The 20,018-nt window shown below is 36.3% G+C and carries 13 protein-coding genes and 1 other annotated feature; of the genes, 9 read left to right on the top strand and 4 right to left on the bottom strand.

Annotated elements, in window-relative coordinates; translation table 11 throughout:
- Positions 1 to 223: 223 nt before the first annotated feature.
- Positions 224 to 1,219, bottom strand: coding sequence for a S66 family peptidase (locus ACZ11_RS08855; RefSeq protein ID WP_049665388.1), 996 nt, complete (start codon positions 1,217 to 1,219; stop codon positions 224 to 226).
- A 382-nt stretch (positions 1,220 to 1,601) separates the two neighbouring features.
- On the opposite strand from ACZ11_RS08855, the gene ACZ11_RS08850 reads away from it, so the two are divergent.
- Positions 1,602 to 2,075: a DinB family protein gene (locus ACZ11_RS08850; protein ID WP_049665387.1), complete on the top strand. Its 474-nt coding sequence runs from the start codon at positions 1,602 to 1,604 to the stop codon at positions 2,073 to 2,075.
- 154 nt (positions 2,076 to 2,229) lie between these two features.
- Here the strand turns inward: ACZ11_RS08850 and ACZ11_RS08845 are convergent, their stop codons facing one another.
- Positions 2,230 to 2,847, bottom strand: a complete 618-nt coding sequence (locus tag ACZ11_RS08845) for a TetR/AcrR family transcriptional regulator (protein ID WP_134008412.1) — start codon at positions 2,845 to 2,847, stop codon at positions 2,230 to 2,232.
- 170 nt (positions 2,848 to 3,017) lie between these two features.
- Here ACZ11_RS08845 and ACZ11_RS08840 point away from each other — a divergent pair, with 170 nt between their 5' ends.
- Positions 3,018 to 4,577: an AMP-binding protein gene (locus ACZ11_RS08840; RefSeq protein WP_049665384.1), complete on the top strand. Its 1,560-nt coding sequence runs from the start codon at positions 3,018 to 3,020 to the stop codon at positions 4,575 to 4,577.
- Positions 4,578 to 4,620: 43 nt separating this feature from the next.
- Positions 4,621 to 5,964 (top strand): MFS transporter, encoded by a 1,344-nt coding sequence (locus ACZ11_RS08835; RefSeq protein ID WP_049665383.1) that lies wholly within the window; start codon positions 4,621 to 4,623, stop codon positions 5,962 to 5,964.
- 118 nt (positions 5,965 to 6,082) lie between these two features.
- Here ACZ11_RS08835 and ACZ11_RS08830 read toward each other — a convergent pair whose 3' ends face one another.
- Entirely contained in the window at positions 6,083 to 7,687 is a 1,605-nt protein-coding gene (locus ACZ11_RS08830) for an ABC-F family ATP-binding cassette domain-containing protein (RefSeq protein ID WP_049665381.1), read from the bottom strand.
- A gap of 544 nt (positions 7,688 to 8,231) precedes the next feature.
- Here ACZ11_RS08830 and ACZ11_RS08825 point away from each other — a divergent pair.
- The 6 genes from ACZ11_RS08825 to recQ all read left to right on the top strand — a co-directional run bounded on the left by ACZ11_RS08825 (position 8,232) and on the right by recQ (position 18,940).
- On the top strand, positions 8,232 to 9,260 hold the full coding sequence (locus ACZ11_RS08825) for a hypothetical protein (protein WP_049665380.1): 1,029 nt from the start codon (positions 8,232 to 8,234) through the stop codon (positions 9,258 to 9,260).
- Between the two features lie 277 nt (positions 9,261 to 9,537).
- Positions 9,538 to 9,758, top strand: a binding site (T-box leader).
- A gap of 274 nt (positions 9,759 to 10,032) precedes the next feature.
- Positions 10,033 to 11,706, top strand: coding sequence for an arginine--tRNA ligase (argS, locus tag ACZ11_RS08820; RefSeq protein ID WP_049665378.1), 1,674 nt, complete (start codon positions 10,033 to 10,035; stop codon positions 11,704 to 11,706).
- Between the two features lie 143 nt (positions 11,707 to 11,849).
- The gene (locus ACZ11_RS08815) at positions 11,850 to 12,887 is read left to right on the top strand and encodes an MFS transporter (RefSeq protein WP_236690815.1); all 1,038 of its coding nucleotides are present in this window, start codon (positions 11,850 to 11,852) and stop codon (positions 12,885 to 12,887) included.
- Positions 12,888 to 13,721: 834 nt separating this feature from the next.
- Positions 13,722 to 15,608 carry an FAD-dependent oxidoreductase gene (locus ACZ11_RS08810; RefSeq protein WP_049665376.1) on the top strand — a complete coding sequence of 629 codons (1,887 nt, stop codon included), beginning with the start codon at positions 13,722 to 13,724 and terminating at the stop codon, positions 15,606 to 15,608.
- A 423-nt stretch (positions 15,609 to 16,031) separates the two neighbouring features.
- Positions 16,032 to 17,162: a TcaA NTF2-like domain-containing protein gene (locus ACZ11_RS08805; protein WP_236690814.1), complete on the top strand. Its 1,131-nt coding sequence runs from the start codon at positions 16,032 to 16,034 to the stop codon at positions 17,160 to 17,162.
- An 8-nt stretch (positions 17,163 to 17,170) separates the two neighbouring features.
- Positions 17,171 to 18,940, top strand: a complete 1,770-nt coding sequence (recQ, locus tag ACZ11_RS08800; RefSeq protein WP_049665374.1) for a DNA helicase RecQ — start codon at positions 17,171 to 17,173, stop codon at positions 18,938 to 18,940.
- Positions 18,941 to 19,010: 70 nt separating this feature from the next.
- Here recQ and ACZ11_RS08795 read toward each other — a convergent pair whose 3' ends face one another.
- A complete protein-coding gene (locus ACZ11_RS08795; protein WP_049665372.1) occupies positions 19,011 to 19,358 on the bottom strand; it encodes a VOC family protein in 348 nt (115 codons plus the stop codon).
- Positions 19,359 to 20,018: the final 660 nt, after the last annotated feature.

Here is a 20,018-nt window from a genome sequence, read left to right as displayed (position 1 = left end):
GAGTCACAGTGCCAAATGAAAAAAGCGAGGTATTCAACGATTTAATCGTTGAATACCTCGCAATGTAAGAAGATATGGACTTTTTCAGTGACCTCCTGTCCAGGGTTCTGTCTTTTTTAGAAATAACTTTACGAATTAAGAACGGGGTACCACAACGATTTGTATAGTCTGGTCAACAGCCCTGTACTAAACTCATCACTTTAGCCAATAGGTTATACGAATGTTATGAAATCCAGGTTTCTAGAAAGGTAATCTCTTTGCTAGTAGCATTGACACTTACACGTAAGCCGATGGGCATGGCATGCAGGGGATGGGTGTGGCAGCAATCAACATCAGCGATGATAGGCATAGTACGTCCATCTAACTGCTCTAACAACACATCATAAGGCTTTCTTCCAGTTCCCAAATCATCATATTGTTCATGTTTACCTAAAATAATCGCTGAAGCTTTGTCGAAAATGCCGTGTAGTTTTAGCATGGCAAAGTTTTTCTCAACAACAGCAATAGTTTTAGATGTATCTTCAAGAAGTAAAATATCTCCCTCATTAATATGGGGGAAGTAAGGTGTTCCGATGAAGCCATACATTGTATTTATATTTCCACCAATTAAACGACCTTCAGCAATGCCAGGTTGAACAGTAATCCATGAATTGTGATGCTGAGTTTTTTTCGTCGTTTTTTCTAACCAGTTTAGTCGATCATCTGTCCAAATAGGTGGGATTGGCATGGTATAGGGAATCGATAATGAATGTAAAAACAAATCTTTAAAATATTGCTCAGTAGAATGGACAAAAGGTGGAAATTCACCAAATGTAGAAGCAACAGAAGGTCCATAAAAGACAGGAACACCAGTTTTTGCATACATTGCGAGAAGTATTGCGGTAACATCAGACAAACCTATAAGTATTTTGGGATTCTGCTTAAATGCTTCGTAGTCTAGATATGGCAGCATACTATTGGCGTTAGTACCACCCATAGTTGGTAAGATCATTTTGATGTGGGGATCACGAAGTAAGGCATTAAGCTCTTCAGCTCGGTCTTTCGGTGTGCCGGAGCGATAAAAATCTTCCTTTCCAGTTAAAGAGCCTTCTATTATTGTAAAGCCGAGTGCTTGCAGACGTTCCTTACCTCGTTCGTAGCGTGCTTTTGCAATAGTTGTAGCTGGTTTGGAGGGCGAATAAATGCCAATGGTATCGCCTTTTTTTAATGGGGGAAACATAAAATACCTCTTTCTATTTAAATTATTTCAACGGTTGTCTAAACATCCGTACCTGTCGCCAAGCTTTCGGTACAAAAGACATCCGCGGAAATAGAGAAACTCAATCTAAGAACGCATCGTCATGATTTATCCTTGGCCTAAAGCCTTTGGACACAATTAAGCCAAGGCATAATTGATTATAAGATAAAACTATTATACATGATTTTACAATTTAAAGATTCGTATACTTGTTTTGATGAAAGAGAAGTAAAAAGTAACTGAAATGAATAGTTATAACAGATTAATTTATAATAATATTATGTAAACATGAGCTTGAAACTTGTAAGAGAGTTTAGAATTTAATAAGATAGAAATGAATTTACGAAAATGGGGGGGCTTTTTTATGTATCGACAAGTAGATGACTTTTTAAATGAATGGTCAGCATCAGCACAAGGTACTATTCAAGTATTAAAGGCTTTAACAGATGACAAGCTAGAGCAAAGCATCGTGGAAGGTCATAGCACACTAGGTTGGTTAGGTTGGCATTTAGTAGGTGCTACTGGTTATTTCAGTTTCTTGGCAGGTTTAAAGGTGCCAATGACTCGACAAGAAGATCCAATTCCATCTACAGCTGCTGAAATCGTAGCTGCTTATGAAAATGTAGCAAATAGTGTAAAAGAGGAAGCGGCAAAGCTATCAAATGAAGACTTGCTGGAGGAAGTAAAAGGCTTCACTGGACCAATAGCTAGAGGTGCATTATTACGTGTAATGGTCGATCATCAAACACACCACCGTGGACAAATAACGGTGCTTCTACGTCAAGCGGGCTTACCAGTACCAGGTGTATTGGGACCAACGAAGGAAATGCAAAAGTAAATGACAAAGGCAGATACTCAATGTATCTGTCTTTTTTCTATAATAAGGTTTTTGTGAGAATGAAGAACAATTAAATATTACGAGAAAATAGGCAAATCTAATTTGAGGAAATGCCTATTTTGGGTTTGCAGTAGAATAGGTAGTTTTTTATAGGCTACTTATTTTTAATTTGATTTTCCTTAGTTAATAAACCATCTAAAAATATTTCAATAAAGCCTTTGCTTTCTTGTAATAAATCAAAATCTTTTCCGAAGACTAACCAGTCATATAATGAACCTCGCATACAACGACTAATGTAAATAACAGTTTGTTGAACATTTATTTGTACAGTTAATTCGCCATCTTTAATAGCTTTTTGTATAAATGAATGCAGAATTTTATACAATTCGCGTTCAAAATTGGTAAAGAAATTTTCTTCGTTTTCAATTAAGCCACTCTTGTAAACAGAACGCATTAAATCCATTCCTAAATCATCTTTTAAATATTTCATTTGTGCATCAATTAATGAGATAACCTTTTCCTTGAAACTAATATTTGTGGGCAGTGTAGTTGTAAATTCCTCGTAAAAATGATCAATTTCTTTAAATTTTTCTAGGAAAATATCGTACTTAGACGAAAAATGACCATAAAAAGCTCCTTTTGAGCTTTTGCTTTTTTGCACAATTTCATCAACCGAGACTTGATCAAAGCCTTTCGTTTCGAACAATTTAAGTGCTGTTAAATAGATATGTTTTTTCGTTTCTTGAGCCTGCTCTTTTCGTGTCTTTTTCATTCTCTGCATCACCTAATTTCCACAAGATATTCTACTTAACTTTAGCATAATACTCGATTATGTATTTAAGTTATTTTCTGAATTATTAGAAAAAACGTTGACAAATAATTGTCTCGCCGATTAATATACAGACTATAGTCTATGAAACTATTATAAGTGGGGGGGATATCATGGATTTAATTGGGAATAGAACATTACGCTCTGTTTTAAGGGAGAGAATAGAGCAACAGCCTGAGAAAAGTTTTATTCGATTTGAGGATAGTAATGGAAACTATTTCGAAAAAAACTATGGGGATTTTTATCAAGAGATTATGCGCTTCAGTAATGCACTTCTTAAGCTTGGCATCAAAAAAGGGGATCATGTTGTGTTACATTTACCAAACAATATGGAATTTTTCACAGCATGGTTTGCTTTAGCTGAAATTGGGGGCATTATGGTGCCAACTAACGTTTTATCACCAGCAGATGAAATGGAATATATTATTTCTCATGCCGAAGCTGTCCTTATTATTACTGAAGAGGACTATATCGAAAAGTTTGTCAGTATTAAATCTAAAACACCGACTTTACAAAATATTATTGTTACGAGACAACAAAATAGCTATGAAGGTGTCTTATATTTTTCTGAGCTCATAAAAAATGAAAGCGATAATAATGTACACTTCCCAATAGTTTCGTCAGAAGATATTGTGGCATTGCTTTATACTTCTGGCACAACATCAAGACCTAAAGGCGTTCAAGTGACACATGCCAATTATATTTACACTGGTGAGTTAATGGCTCGTTCAATAGCTTTAACACCTGAAGATCGAACATTTATTGTCTTACCGCTTTTCCATGGAAATGCGCAATATTACTCAACAATGTCAGCCATCATGGTAGGGGCAAGCATTGCAGTTACAGAGAAATTTAGTGCTTCACGTTATTTTAAACAAGCAAAGGCGTTAGGCGGAACAGTTGGTTCTTTATTCGCCGCACCTATTCGTATGATATTAGCGAAAGATTATGAAAAGGAGGCCAAGGATAATCCTTTACGACTCATCCTTTTCGCACAGACAGTTGCAGAACATCAATTAGTACAGTTTGAGGAGCAATTTGATGTTAAGTTATTGCAACTATACGGATTGACCGAAACAGTTGGGATTCCCTTGATAAATCCTCTATTTGGAATACGGAAAAATATGAGTATTGGTAGACCAAGCATTGGTTATGAGGTTCAACTTGTAGATGAACATGGGAACCCCGTAAATCAAGGGGAAATTGGACAAATTGCCGTTAAAGGCGAACCAGGGAGAACCCTAATGAAAGGCTACTTTAAAAACGAGCAAGCGACAAATGACACTGTTATAGATAACTGGTTACTAACTGGGGATAACGCAAGAATAGATAAAGATGGTTATTTTTATTTCGTTGATCGGATAAAGGACATGATTAAACGTTCAGGTGAAAATGTGGCAGCGAACGAAGTAGAGAGTGTATTAACAGAGCATCCATCAGTATTTGAAGCAGCGGTCATCGGAGTACCAGATGAAATGCGTGACGAAGCTATTAAAGCTTATATCATATTGCAAACTGGCGCTACTATAAGTGAAGAGGCATTGATTGCTCATTGTCGGGAACGTCTCGCAAAATTTAAAGTACCAGATAGTATTGAATTCGTGGCTGATTTCCCTCGGACACCTGTCGGAAAAATTCAAAAGCATGTTTTACGTAACGCTATTTTAAGTTAATGAGAATGAATATAAAAAATTGAATGTAGAGGGAAGGGATTAGATGAAAAATGTGAAGATATTATTAGCAAGTTTAGCAGGTTCAATCATTGAATGGTACGACTTTTATTTGTATGGTACTGCAACGGGATTAGTTTTTACAACACTTTTTTTCCCTTCGACTAACCCAGCAATTTCGATTTTAATTGCATTTGCTACGTTTGGAGCTGGATATGCAGCTCGTCCAATTGGAAGTTTGATTTTTGGACATATGGGGGATCGAATCGGAAGAAAAGCCTCGCTAATGCTTACTTTAATAGGAATGGGCGGTAGTTCTTTTCTGATTGGTTTATTACCTACCTATGCACAAGTGGGGTTACTCGCACCAACGCTTTTAGTAATTTTACGACTGATTCAAGGGATTGCACTTGGTGGTGAATGGGGAGGTGCCGTGTTATTAGCTACTGAATCGGCTACAAAAGGTGTGCGTGGCTTTTTTGGTTCTATTCCACAGCTTGGTGTACCGATCGGCTTAGTTTTAGGTACATTTAGTTTTACGCTTATTTCTTCATTAACGACTGAAGCACAATTTATGGCCTGGGGTTGGCGTTTACCATTTCTTTTTAGCGCAGTTTTAATAGTATTAGCTATTTGGATTCGAAGTGGGATTGAAGAAACACCTGAATTTAAGCGTAAAAAAGACAATGGTGAATTAGCCAAATTACCAATTGTTCAAGTCTTTAAATATAACAGAAAAGATATTTTCCGCATTATTGGATTAAAAATAGGGGATGGATTCTTTAATGTGTTTTTAATGTCGTTTATTTTGGTGTACGCAACTACGTATATAGGCTATACAAGAGATGTCGCGTTATTTGCTCTAACGTTAAGCTGTGCAACAATGATTGTCACAATTCCACTTGTTGGGTATTTTTCAGATTTTATAGGTCGAAAGAAAATTTATATTGGTGGACTTATCACAATGTTACTGCTAGCGATTCCATATTTCGTAATGATTCCAATCAATTCAACCTATTTCTTTATGTTGCAAATCATTTTACTTGGTGTCGTATGGGCAGCCATTTTCTCGACTCAAGGTACGTTTTTCTCTGAATTATTCCCTGCGAATGTTCGATACACAGGACTATCCTTTGGCTATCAAGTCGCTGCGGCAATCGTCGGTTTTGGACCAATGCTATGGACATCTTTAGCTACAGAGTATGGGGCATCACCATATTTGTTCGGTGGATTAATGATCGCGGGGCTATTGTTATCACTGCTACTTGCAGTATTTGCACCAGATACACGGATGATCAGTCAATATGAAGAAGCTGTCGAGAAAGTACAAGAAAATGAAAGCATGTCAGATGCTCAAGTGGAAGTAGCAATGACAACCTCGACAAAGTAATAATTTATTTACAAAAATGAAGTGTATTTGAAATAGCTACCACCATTTTTTTGTAAGTAAAGATATGTATAAAATAACAGGGTTCTCCTTTTTGAATAGGAGAACCCTGTTTTGTTAATTAGTTTAAGCCTTGGCTATCTTTCCACTCTAGGAATTCATCATAAGTTAATAGTTTATCTAAAATTGTGCCGTCTTCACGGATTTCGATAACACGGTTCGCAATTGTTTGGATGAACTGATGGTCATGAGATGTGAAGAGCATAGCACCTTTGAAGCGCATAAGTCCTTCATTTAGTGCTTGAATAGATTCAAGGTCAAGGTGGTTCGTTGGTTCATCTAGTAAAACAACGTTTGCTGTAGCAAGCATCATTTTAGATAACATACAACGTACTTTTTCTCCACCTGAAAGTACAGAAGGTGATTTTTTTACTTCCTCACCAGAGAATAACATACGACCTAAGAAGCCACGTAAGAAGCTTTCTGTTTCATCATCAGGAGAATATTGGCGTAACCATTCCACTAATGATTTCTCTGAGCCTTCGAAGTATTTATCGTGATCATTTTCAAAGTAACTTTGAGAAGTTGTTACGCCCCATTTGAACGTACCAGCATCTGCTTTTCTTTCATCCATTAAAATATCAAGAAGAGCCGTTTTGGCCATTGGATTACCAAGTAAAATAATTTTATCTTCTTTGTTCATTGAAAAGCGAATATCTTTAAATAATGATTCGCCTTCATTGCTTGCTGTAAGGCCTTCCACTGTTAACACATCATTACCGATTTCACGTCCAGTTTGGAAGTTGATGAATGGATATTTTCGGCTAGAAGGTTTAATGTCGTCAAGTTCGATTTTATCCAACATTTTCTTACGAGAAGTCGCTTGGCTTGATTTCGAAGCGTTCGCGGAGAAACGAGCAACGAATGCTTGTAGCTCTTTAATCTTTTCTTCTTTCTTCTTGTTTTGGTCTGCCATCATTTTTTGTGCTAATTGGCTAGACTCATACCAGAAGTCATAGTTACCAACATATAATTGGATTTTAGAGAAGTCTAAATCCGCGATATGCGTACACACTTTATTTAAGAAGTGGCGGTCATGGGATACGACAATAACCGTATTTTCAAAGTTAATTAAGAATTCTTCTAACCATTGGATTGCTTTTAAGTCAAGGTGGTTGGTAGGCTCATCTAGTAATAGAACGTCTGGTTTGCCAAATAGAGCTTGTGCTAATAATATTTTGACTTTGTCAGAACCTTCAAGGTCAGCCATTAGCATATAGTGAAGCTCGTCGCCAATCCCTAACCCGTTTAATAATGTTGCTGCTTCTGAGTCAGCTTCCCAACCATTTAGGTCAGCGAATTCACCCTCTAATTCAGCAGCACGCATGCCATCCTCATCAGAAAAGTCTTCTTTTGCGTAGATAGCGTCTTTTTCAGCTTTTACTTCCCAAAGACGTTTGTTCCCCATAACAACTGTATCTAATACATTGTATTCATCGTATTCAAAGTGGTTTTGTTTAAGGACTGATAAACGTTCGTCCTTACCCATTGATACGTGTCCTTCTTGCGCTTCAATTTCACCAGAAAGAATTTTTAAAAATGTTGATTTACCAGCACCATTTGCTCCGATTAAACCGTAGCAATTCCCCGGTGTGAATTTTATATTTACGTCTTCAAATAGTTTACGATCGCCATAGCGAAGACCTACATTACTTACTTGAATCATGCAAGTTCCTCCTTTTTTCACAATGGCATTAGTATATCATGAAATATGTACCATAGTCTATAAACATTATTAAATCAACGTTTGCGTTATTTAAATTATTGTTTGAACCTGAGTTCCTTGTAGAAAATTTCTGAATAAAGATACAGATTCTGATTACAGTAATTTGGTTAGTCGTGTCTGCTCCAACTGCATTAGTCTAGTTTGCAACAGCTGAAGGAAGTGGAATAGGTACAACCATTAGTACATTGCTGAGCAAAATTTATTTCTATTCTTCAAGAGGTTTACAACCGTTTTGGTACTTAGGAGAGCTTTACTTTCTTATTTAAAGAGTAGGTTAGGTTAAAATTGATGCGAATATTCTCATTTATATCAGGGTTACTTTTTTATAGTTTTCTTTTTATGTGAAGTGAAAACCGTGGAATATGTGTTGTGAGACCTCCTTTGCTAAATAACCTTTAGGAAGAGTTCTAGAAGGTACGCGTGAGGGGTACTTTAAATAGTAGGGTGAAAATGGCAAAACTTTATAGTAGAAAGGGAGCGGATTTTGAAAAGATTTTTATTTATTTTGATAATCATCGTAATAATTTGCATTGTCTTTAGTAAAAAAATATTTTCAATTGATGATCATAACTCCTCTGAATCTAAGCTTTATATCAATGTGTTTGACCCTAAAAGTTTGAAGTTTAACTTCTATCAATTTGACCAGATTCAGAATAAAAGTAAATTATTATTAAGTAAAGAAACGGCGGATTATACTGCTTTCGCATATTCTGAACTTAATAATAAATTGTACTTTGCTGATGGCATAAAAGATCATACTATACAATTATTTGAAAATGACTTAATCACGAATCAAATAAAACAATTAACCACTGTATTTAATAACGTTGATTTTATCCAAATAGACAAGGAGCAAAAAATTATTTTGATGAGAGTGCTATTAAGAGATGAATTTAGAAATTTTCATATAGCTACGTATAATCTTCAAACAAAGAAAATACAAATATGGGACGAAGAAAACAAGGATAGAAGTGTTTTAGATTTTAATTATAACCCGAATAATAATCAATTAATTGTAGTTACTTTTTCCGCGAACGAAGATCAGAAGAAAATTACCGAGGCTAATAAAAATCAAACGAAATTACAACCGATCAAAAACAGTTTGGATATTTATAATATTGAAGGTCAAAAAATAAAACATATAGCCGATGTTGAGAGATTTATTAGTGGCGCATCATTGGCACCAGGTGCGAACTCAATAATAATCAGCTATGATGAAGCTGTAGACAGCTCTATTTCGCATGTTGTAGAAATAGATATCCAATCAAACACCGTGAAGCCTCTACTAGATAGTAGTGGTATTTATTCAAAAATTCGTTCTGTTAAATTTGTTGAAAACAAAAATGGATTTTACTTTTTATCTAGTATAATCGATGAAAGTAAACGTTATAGTATTTTAGAAATACCTAAAGAGAGCGTCCTCTCATATTATGACTTCAAGAAAAATAAGGTGAGAACGGTCTGGCAGGCAGAAAAAAGTGTTATTGTTAATTATTCAGCGGGACATTTTTAATGTAAAACTAATTTTTTAATAATTTAGAAAAGACTGTTGACTTTAAATGGCGGCTCGTGTAGAATATTTTGAAATTACAGATCAATTATGCCTCGGCATAATTGCGTCCGGAATCGGCTTTGTGCTTAGGCCTGCGTGATGCAGGTCAGTTAGCCGTTATCGCATGGATGCGATGATTTTAGGCTAACATCCTTTATTAACTCCTTTCCGATTTCCGTGACATCCGCCGGAGGCTTTAACTTATTTCAGCGGATGTTTGGACGCCCGCTGAAATAAGTTAAATTTGATGAAAAAGAGAGTAGTTTATGGTGTTACTGGAAAGCGAATTAGGGATGGTGTGAGCCTAATGCAGAAGCCATAAATGAAACGCACTTTGGAGAAGGTTCTCGAATTAGTAGTAGAGAATATCGGGGAGTCACCTCGTTAACAATGGAAAGTGGTCATATTATTATGGCAACTAGAGTGGTACCACGGGATAACTATGCTCTCGTCTCTATATTTAGAGACGGGGGCTTTTTTTTATCTTAATTCAGTAGAAATCTCTTACCTCTATTGGTACGAGATGAAAAGGAGAGGTGGTCCCTTTTTTGTGAATGTACAAACACCTTCTGAATGAAGAAAAAGCCTCCGGCGGATGTCACGGATTTTCAAGGGAATGAATTGTGCTGGCACAATTCAAAATCCGGACGCATTGTTTATCTGTAGCGAAAGCAAAGCGTCAGCTACAATTACGCCAAGGCGAAATTGATTTTAAATTGAGAGGAGAACGAACATGAATACACAAATCGCGAAAAGCATCGCTGTGGCATTAAATAACGAGCTGTCTGTCAATGACATTCAAAATTTACTAGAAAAACCGAAAAATTTAGACCTAGGGGACTTGGCATTTCCGTGCTTTACTTTAGCAAAGAAATTAAGAAAATCTCCTAACAGTATCGCATCCGACATAAAAAACAATTTAAGCTGTGACTTAATACAAGAGGTTCAAGTAGTAGGTGGATATGTCAATATATTTTACCATCAGCCAACGATTACGCATCAAGTGCTTAGCCAAATAGTAAAAGAAAAAAATTTATACGGGACTCAGCAGGAATCGAAGGGGAATGTAGTGTTGGATTTTTCTTCACCTAATATAGCGAAGCCTTTTTCCATGGGCCATCTACGTTCTACAGTGATCGGTAATGCTTTGGCCTACATTGCCGAGAAAAACGGCTATCAAGCAATCCGCATTAATCATTTAGGTGATTGGGGAACACAGTTTGGTAAGCTAATCGTTGCTTATCGAAAATGGGGAGATCAAAAAACTATTGAAGCCGCCCCAATAGAGGAATTGTTAAAAATTTATGTAAAGTTTCATGAAGGAGCGGAACTAGATGATTCACTCAACGAACAGGCACGTACCGCGTTTAAAGCATTAGAAGATGGGGATGAAGAGGCGTTAGCGCTTTGGCAATGGTTTAGAGATGCATCACTAGAAGAATTCAAGACTATTTATCAACTGCTTGGGATAAATTTTGATTCATTCGCTGGGGAATCGTACTACAATGACAAAATGCCTGCTGTTGTTAAGGAGTTGGAAGAAAAAGGGCTGCTTGTGCAATCGGATGGTGCTTATGTTGTTGAAATAGCCAATATGCCTCCATGCTTAATTACTAAAACAGACGGTGCTACGCTTTATGCTACACGTGATTTAGCCGCTGCTTTTTATCGTAAACAACAATATGATCCTGAAAAAATATTTTATGTTGTAGGGAATGAACAATCTCTTCACTTTAATCAACTATTTAAGGTCATTGAGAAGATGGGGTACGATTGGGCAAAAGATTTACAGCATGTGCCTTTTGGTATGATCCTAAAAGAGGGTAAAAAAATGTCGACGCGTAAAGGAAAGATCGTTTTATTAGCAGATGTGTTAAAAGAAGCGATTGCTACGGCGAAGCGAAATATCGAAGAGAAAAATCCTAATCTAGTGGATAAAGAGAACGTTGCGTATCAGGTTGGTGTAGGAGCGGTTATTTTTAATGATTTAAAAAATGATCGTCTTCATGATATTGAGTTTTCCATTGAGCACATGATGAATTTCGAAGGTGAGACAGGGCCATATATTCAATATACGTATGCACGTATTTCATCTCTTTTGGAGAAATCAAATGAACATAGTTATGAAGTATTGTTCGAAGCATTAGGGGAGCAAGCATGGCCAGTTATTTTATTGCTGGAGCAGTTTCCGAAAGTAATTGCCAACGCTTTTGAGCAAGCAGACCCATCGCAAATTGCTAAATATGCTTTACAATTAGCGCGTCAATTTAATAAATATTATGCGCAAAATAAAGTATTGGTCGATGACAGCCAAAGAACATCAAGATTAGCTTTTTGTCATTGTGTAGCTGTTGTTTTAAAAGAATCGTTATCATTATTAGGAATTGCAGCGCCTAAAAAAATGTAAGGACAATTCATTAATTGCTTTGAAATTGACCGATACTAGAAAAAATGGTAAAAGGAAATAGTAAGAATTCGGAAGTCTGACAATAATGTTAGATTTCGGTTGAATTTTTAACCGTATTAATAGAGAGAAGGTTTTTAGAAAGTATGGAGAAAAAGCAATGGAGTGTTTCCATGGTACTTGTGGTTGTTAGTATTTTCTTCGTTGCGCTCAATTTGCGACCAGTAGTCACTGGAATAGGGCCACTATTTAATATACTTTTGGAATCACTTCATATATCAAATACAAAAATGAGCTTTTTGACATCTATTCCGGTGTTTTGTATGGGACTCTTTGCACCATTCGCGGTACCATTACAAAGAAAACTCGGAACAAAAACAGCTATTACGCTTTTAATAATTATCCTGGTTTTAGCAAATGGGCTACGCTTTTTAAAAGAAAGTTATGTATTACTTGTAGTCACAAGCTTTGTTGCAGGATTTGCTATTGCACTTATTGGACCCATATTAAATGCCTATATAAAGAAAAAATTCCCGAACCGTTTTACTACGGTGGTAGGTATTTATTCATTTGGAATAGGAACAGGGGCAACATTGAGTGCAGCACTAACATTACCATTTTATAGTCATTTTCATGAGAGTTGGACGATTGCGCTTGGCAGTTGGGCAATACTTGCTATTATTGCTCTTTGTATATGGGTACTAGCAATACAAAATCAAGAGCTGTCAGAGACAAGTGTATTAACAAAAAATGCAGCACGAAATCCTTGGAAAAATGTCCGTGCTTGGACAATCTTAATTTACTTTGGCATACAGACATCTTTGTTCTTCTCGATAATGTCCTGGCTAGCACCGATATTACAGGCGAAAGGCTTTTCCCTTGTCGCTGCAAGCTCTATGCTAACATTTTTGTCTATTATACAAATGATTGGAAATATTTTGGTCCCTATACTAATGGAAAAATGGTCGAGTCGAATTGGTTGGCTCTTTTCTTTAGGGGTCTTAGGTATGGTTGGCTTCGTGTTGCTATGGTTAGGCTCGGGATCTTTGTTGTGGATTGCTGTATTAATAATAGGTATCGTATTAAGCGGCTTATTATTGGTTTATTGTTACCATTGGATGAGGCAAGAAATGACGAGGAGGCAAATAGCTGGTCATCTATGGTGCTTTCAGGTGGCTTTATGATAAGCTCCATTATCCCTATACTTATCGGCTACTGCTACGATGTGACTGGAAACCATACATTTACCTATATGATTTTTTTAATATTAATGATGGGTATTATAGCTACTACAATTATGCTAAAGAAAAAATAATGTTGAGACATGCGCAAGTGTACGTGCATGTCTTTTTTTAGATAGAGCTATTAGGCATGAAGAAAGCCGATTTCACCTTGTTTTATATGGCCAGCATTAATTTTAGTAAAGAAATCTTTACTTTTTTCTTGAAAGGTATACTTGTTTTTATATGTAGTTAATTTTTCATTATAATAAAACAATCATAAAGACCTACAATAATTTTATAGGTTCTAGTTGCTTCATTGCTACTTTATCGACTAGAATGATTATGTGTCTTTTTTGTTTTGGGTTATACTTACATATCTATCGTTTCTTGTGCTCTTAATGCATTTGGGTAGTTCTTAAAGTTGATATTCTGCAATTCCAACCCCAACGCTTCACTACTACGAATATCAGTATAGGTAACTGTCAGTAGAAGACTAATATTCATCATATTTTCATGCAACATCGTCCACAAATGATATCACTTGTTATTGGAAATGAAAACCTTTGAACGCGTTAGGTTATGTTCGTTTTTGAAGGATTTAATTTCACCTGCTGCATGAAAAGCTATTTTGAAGAATACCTAGACTGAAGCGACCCTCTAGGTTTGCTACGAACTCACGTTGAAATGTAAAACCGTAAATAACTTTATACATATGTCATGTCAACTCTTTTAAGAGATGAGCATGATTATAAAAGAAGAGATGCGAATGGAAATTTTATCTATAGGAGGTATATTATGGGTAAGGGCTTGATAAGGTCAGCCATTTTAATAATAGTAGTTGTACTAGGGATAGTAAGTTATTATTTTATAACAGAAATTAGAAATGAAATGGTGCATAAAAAACTTGTGGAAAACTATGAAAAGCCAATTCCTGATAAAAATATAAATGAAGAATATGATGTGATTGTCATTGGTGGCGAACCAGAAGGAGTTGCTGCTGCAGTATCATCAGCTCGTAATGGTGCAAAAACACTGCTAGTAGAAAATCGTGAGGAATTAGGAGGGCTATTTACGTATGGAATGCTAAACTTCCTTGATATTCCTCGAAATGATGCTAAGCGACCAGTCAGTATGGGTCTTTTTAAAGAATGGCACGATCTTGTTAGAGGGAAAGATGCATTTGGAATTTTAGATGCTAAAGCTGCCTTTAAAAAGCTTGTCGATGACGAACCAAATTTAACGCTTTCTGTACAAACAGAAGTCATAAATGCCAATCTTGACAAAAATCAGCTAACGTCAGTGAATTTAAAAAATAAATATGGTACGTATGTTGTGAAAGGCAAGGCTTTCATTGATGCTACACAGGATGCCAATTTTGCTGCGATGTCAAAAGTTCCTTTTTTCATGGGTGGAGAAGATATTGGCATAAAGGATAAAAGAATGGCTGTTACCTTGATGATTCATTTGAAAAATGTTGATTGGGATAAGGTGAAGAAAGAAGCAAACGCAAATACTTTCGGTGGTGCTCACCTAAATGATTCAGTCATGTGGGGGTTTACAAAGCTTCATGATGACTATAAGCCAGTAGAAGAAGGTACGAGATTGCGAGGCTTGAATTTAGCAAAAGTAGATGATGAATATTATATTAATGCTTTACAAATTTTTGGAATCGATGGTTTGAATAAACTTTCCAAACAGGAAGCAATCGAAAAAGGAAAGAAAGAGACAGAACATATTTTACAATATTTACATGAAGAGTTTCCTGGCTTTGAAAATGCAGAAGTTGTGAGTTATCCTGAGGAACTATATGTCAGAGAAACAAGACATATAAGGGCAGAATATCAATTACCGATGTCCGATGTTTGGAAAAATAGTGATCACTGGGATAGTATTGGCTTGGCTGCGTATCCAGTTGATGTACAAGCGCAAACACCTCATGATTATGGATATGTTATTTCTGCTCCAAATCAATATGCCATTCCTTTCCGTTCTTTAGTACCTAAAGAAATAGATGGCTTGCTTGTTGTGGGTCGTTCTGCTGGCTATTCATCGCTCGCAGCGGGAAGTGCACGTGTCGTTCCAACAGGTATGGTGACAGGAGAGGCAGCGGGTGCGGCGGCAGCCTTAGCGATTAAAGACGACGTAACCTTTAGAGAAATGAGCAAGAATAAAAAACTCATCAATACGTTAAGGGAAGATTTAAAAAAACAAGGGGCATTAGTAGATCCATTTAAGATGGATTATCCATATAAAGGTGAATGGTATGATAAATCTATTCAAACATTAATCAATTACGGACTCGTTGTTGGTGGTTATTCGAATGACTTACATGTAGAAGATTCTGCAACAAAGATAAAGTTTGCGAAGATGCTCAAAGAGGGTATTCAACGTGTTAGTCCTGAGAAAATGAAAGAACTAGGAGACAAGCTGGATATCGTTATCTATAAAGTAGCTAAAGAAGAAAATAGCAAAATTACGAGAGATGAAGTTGCAGAATTCTTGACGGAAGTATTAGTAGGCAAATCAAGTGCAAACAATTGGGATATATTGATTGAAAAAGGGATTATCAGCGAAAAATTAGGAAAAAGAATTTCTGACAACAAGAAACTAAAATTAAAAGAGATGTATGCCATTATGGCTGATGTCATTCATTATGCAGAAAAGGAACATTCCCACTTATGAGGAATGTTCCTTTTCCTTATCATCATCTTGGATTTTAAATATTAACACTTTATGACAAGTTGCACTAATCAAAGAGGGAAGCTTTTCTTTTTTTATTAATAATATTTTAAGGGCTAAACATAAGGCGTTTTTCATAGCAAAGTTAAAAAAGAGTCGTTTTTTATAGGTATAACTAATTGAATAAAAGGTGAGAGCAGTATTTTTATAATATATATACGTAAATAATATTATTATGTAAACTTGAAACGTATAAAAACCTTGTTTATGATAGAATAGAAAGATGTTTAACTTCTTTCAGCAAATTTTTTATGTAGCGAAAGCAAAGCGTCAGCTACATGTGTCATTTGAGCTGACAATTTCCACTGAAAGAAGTTAAAGCCTCTGGACGCAATTATATGCAAAGGTATAATTGATAGAAGAAAGATGTTTAAAGAAAGTTTTGGTGAACGTATGCGGAAAAAGATGCTCATTCTTGGAGCAACAGCTTTATTATTAACGGGCTGTGGAAATGAAACATTGGCAGAGGTGTTTCATACAAAAAAGACCGATGTAAAATCGGAAAAGAATGTGACGAAGCAGCAAGAAAAAATTGTACCGGAAGTAAAGGTAGTTGGGGAGAATGGAATAGGTGCAGGAGTCATTATTAAAAAAGAAGATGCTAAGCTCTATATATTAACAAATGGTGCGCTCGTAGCGTCAAAGCCAGCTGCTCTCGTACAATTTAATAATGATAAACTTATGGAAGCTGATGTGCACTTTATATCTACAGCTTTTAATATAGCCATTTTGGAAGTAGCATATAATGCATCGGTTAATATGCCGACCATCTATAACGGTGAAATAAATCAGTTAGCTGTTTATGTCGATAGTTTACCGTATATAATTAAAAAATATAGTGACAACGTAGCAGCCTATTACATAGATGCAGAAGAAAAAACACTTATAGGGAGCCCGGTTCTAGAAGCAGAGAATGGTGAACTTGTGGGCATCTATTTAAAACGCAAGCAAAACGGTGTATCACAGCCGTTTATATTGCCATATAAAGATATTGTACAGTTATTGGATGAACAGATCTCAGGGAATATGAAGACAAGTGATCGACTAACGCAATCCCAAAACTTATATCCATATATAGAACAGGGCGATAAAGAAGCGGTTCAGAAAGCTATTAATCAATATGGGAAGAACGTTTTTGCTTATAATGCCGATGAAATAAAGCTGTTTTTAGATACATTTCATAAGTATTTAAAAGCAGCCGTTGAGATTCAGGATGTTAGTGTCATGAAACCTTTCGTAGGTACTGACGATTTACAAGACACATTGGATAACATGGTTGCATACTATGCCTCTAAGCAAGCGAAAATTAATTTTACCAATACTTCAATTAAAAACATCAGCATGAAAGGACAAAATATTGTTGTTCGTGCTAAATCAGAATATGTACTAACAAATTCTGCTGGTCAAGAGGCACTTGCGAACTCTATGATGGTATATGAAATAAATAAAAATGAACAAGGCGAGTATAAACTTATTCGTCTAACAACTGAGGAGTGAAAAGTTGGATGGAGCAAGCAAGACAAATGCTACAACATCATTTTGGCTATGATTCATTTCGCAATGGACAAGCACCAATTATTGAACAAACATTACGAGGTCAATCAAGTCTTTGTGTGATGCCAACTGGCGGAGGGAAATCAATTTGCTATCAAATTCCGGCACTCATGCTAGATGGCCTTACAGTCGTCATATCTCCTTTAATTTCTCTTATGCAAGATCAGGTAGAAGCATTACGTGCTGCAAATATCCCAGCCGCGTATATAAATAGTACCTTAACCGTGCAAGAAGTGAATGAAACGATTCAGCTAGCAAGTGCAGGTTATTTAAAGCTTCTTTATATAGCGCCAGAGCGATTGGAAAGTGCAACATTTTTACAGGTATTATCGAATTTATCTGTACCTTTGCTTGCTGTGGACGAAGCACACTGTATATCCCAGTGGGGTCATGATTTTAGACCAAGTTACCGAGCAATCCAAAAATTATTTACATTGTGGCCACAAAAGCCAACTGTCTTAGCTCTTACAGCAACAGCTACACCAGCTGTATGTGATGATATTAGACAATTATTAGATATTGATGAGCAATCAACTGTGATTACCGGTTTTTCGCGCGATAATTTAGCATTCTCTGTGTTAATCGGTGAAAACAAAGAGCGCTACATTAAAAACTATTTAATGAAAAATAAAAATGAAGCGGGCATTATTTATGCAGCTACACGAAAGGCTGTAGACGCAATCTATGAGCTTTTAAGTCGCTCAGGCGAAGCTGTTGCAAAATACCATGCAGGACTGTCAGAGGACATGCGTATGTCAGAGCAGGAGCGCTTTTTAAAAGACGAGGCTCGCATTATGGTAGCTACCAATGCATTTGGGATGGGTATTGATAAAAGTAATGTACGCTTTGTTATTCATTATCAAATGCCCCGCAATATGGAGAGCTATTATCAGGAAGCGGGACGTGCAGGACGGGATGGCTTGCCAAGTGCCTGTATTTTGCTTTATGCATCAGGTGATGTTCAAACACAGCGCTTTTTAATTGAACAAACGCAGGATGAAACACGAATTGCTCAAGAATTAGGAAAGCTACAAACGATGGTTGATTATTGTCATACTGAAGGCTGCTTACAAAATGCTATCTTAACGTATTTTGCTGAGGAAGCAGGGGCGCCTTGTAGTCGTTGTAGTAACTGTAATGATGGACGGGAAGTCAAAGATGTGACGGTAGATGCACAAAAGGTATTAGCCTGTGTCGTAAGGATGGGGCAAAAATTTGGTAAGACAATGGTGGCCCAGGTGTTAATTGGCTCCAAAAACCAAAAGGTTACTGAATTTGGCTTTGCAAGGTTGTCTACCTATGGCATTTTAAAAGGCCAATATTCCTCAAAGGATGTGTCAAACTTTATTGAGTTTTTAATTTCTGAAGGCGTACTTGCCGTTAAACATGGCACGTTTCCGACAGTATATGTACCAGAGGAAGGCAAAGAAGTTCTACTTGGAAATCGGCAGGTCATGCGAAAAGAAGCAGTTACTGTGCGTAAGCTTGTAGACAATGATCCGTTATTTGAGCACTTACGATTATTACGTAAAGAGATTGCAGACGAGGAAAAGGTACCACCATTTGTTGTGTTCTCTGATAAAACATTACGTGATTTATGTGACAAAAAACCGAATGAGCTTGAAGATTTACGACATGTTAGTGGGATTGGTGAAGTAAAATTCGAAAAATATGGAGAGCGTTTCTTCGATGCTCTTCAATCTTTTTTGAAAACAGTTTAAAATGAAAAAGGGAGTGCTTAATTCAACAGAATTAGGCACTTCCTTTATATTCGCAATGTATTACTATCTGCTATTTCTCCCAAAGCTCGATCAATCGACCTTCAGGATCTTTAATCCAAATAAACTTTCCATATTCACTAATCTCTTGTTTCTTTTCAAGGGGTACACCAATATGTTCAAGATGCTTAATCATCTCGTTTAGGTCATGTACTTGGAAATTTAACATTACTTGTTGTTCTGTTGGAAAATAACTGTCATCTTCGGGAAAGAAAGAAAAGATCGTCTCATTTCCTAATTGAGGTTTAATCATAGCCCCATTCCAATTTTCCATTTCAATATTCAAAACTTCACTGTACCATTTTTTTACTACATCAAGATTTTTAGTTCTCCAAAATATTCCTCCGAAACCTTTTATCATCGTAACGAACTCCTGTCTATCTTGAAATTTTTGATTTTCGATTGAATGTTAAGTTCCTTCTTCAACTATACCGCTCCGTTAGTTAAAGTACAATTTTAACATAAATATCCATAAAAAATCACCGCTAAGAAAAACTAAAGAGGTGATTACAGTATCGAAGCAAAAATAAAAAACCCGGGAATAATATCCCGGGCATGATTCTCACTTACTTATAGTGCTCCATGACACACTGCCTCGCTTCCGCATTGATCTTAAATTTTAAGACAACTGTGCTTTAGCTTCATTCAGCTTTGATGGTCCTTCTGAGTTACCGGTCAGCCCCACTCATCGGGTTAACCCTCCTTGTCATTGGATTTGAAGTGAAATCTTTAATAGTATAGACCGTTTATTATTTTTTATAACATGTCATTAAAAAAATCACCGTAAAGAAAAACTAAAGAGGTGATTACAGTATCGAAAAACAAAAATAAAAAACCCGGGAAAATATCCCGGGCATGATTCTCACTTACTTATAGTGCTCCATGACACACTGCCTCGCTTCCGCATTGATCTTAAATTTTTAAGACAATTGTGCTTTAGCTTCATTCAGCTTTGATGGTCCTTCTGAGTTACCGGTCAGCCCCACTCATCGGGTTAACCCTCCTTGTCATTGGATTTGGA

It is taken from the genome of Lysinibacillus xylanilyticus (assembly GCF_001183605.1).
Classification (GTDB): domain Bacteria; phylum Bacillota; class Bacilli; order Bacillales_A; family Planococcaceae; genus Lysinibacillus; species Lysinibacillus xylanilyticus.
Note: the sequence above shows the minus strand (reverse complement) of the source record. Positions and strands in the feature narration are given on the sequence as shown.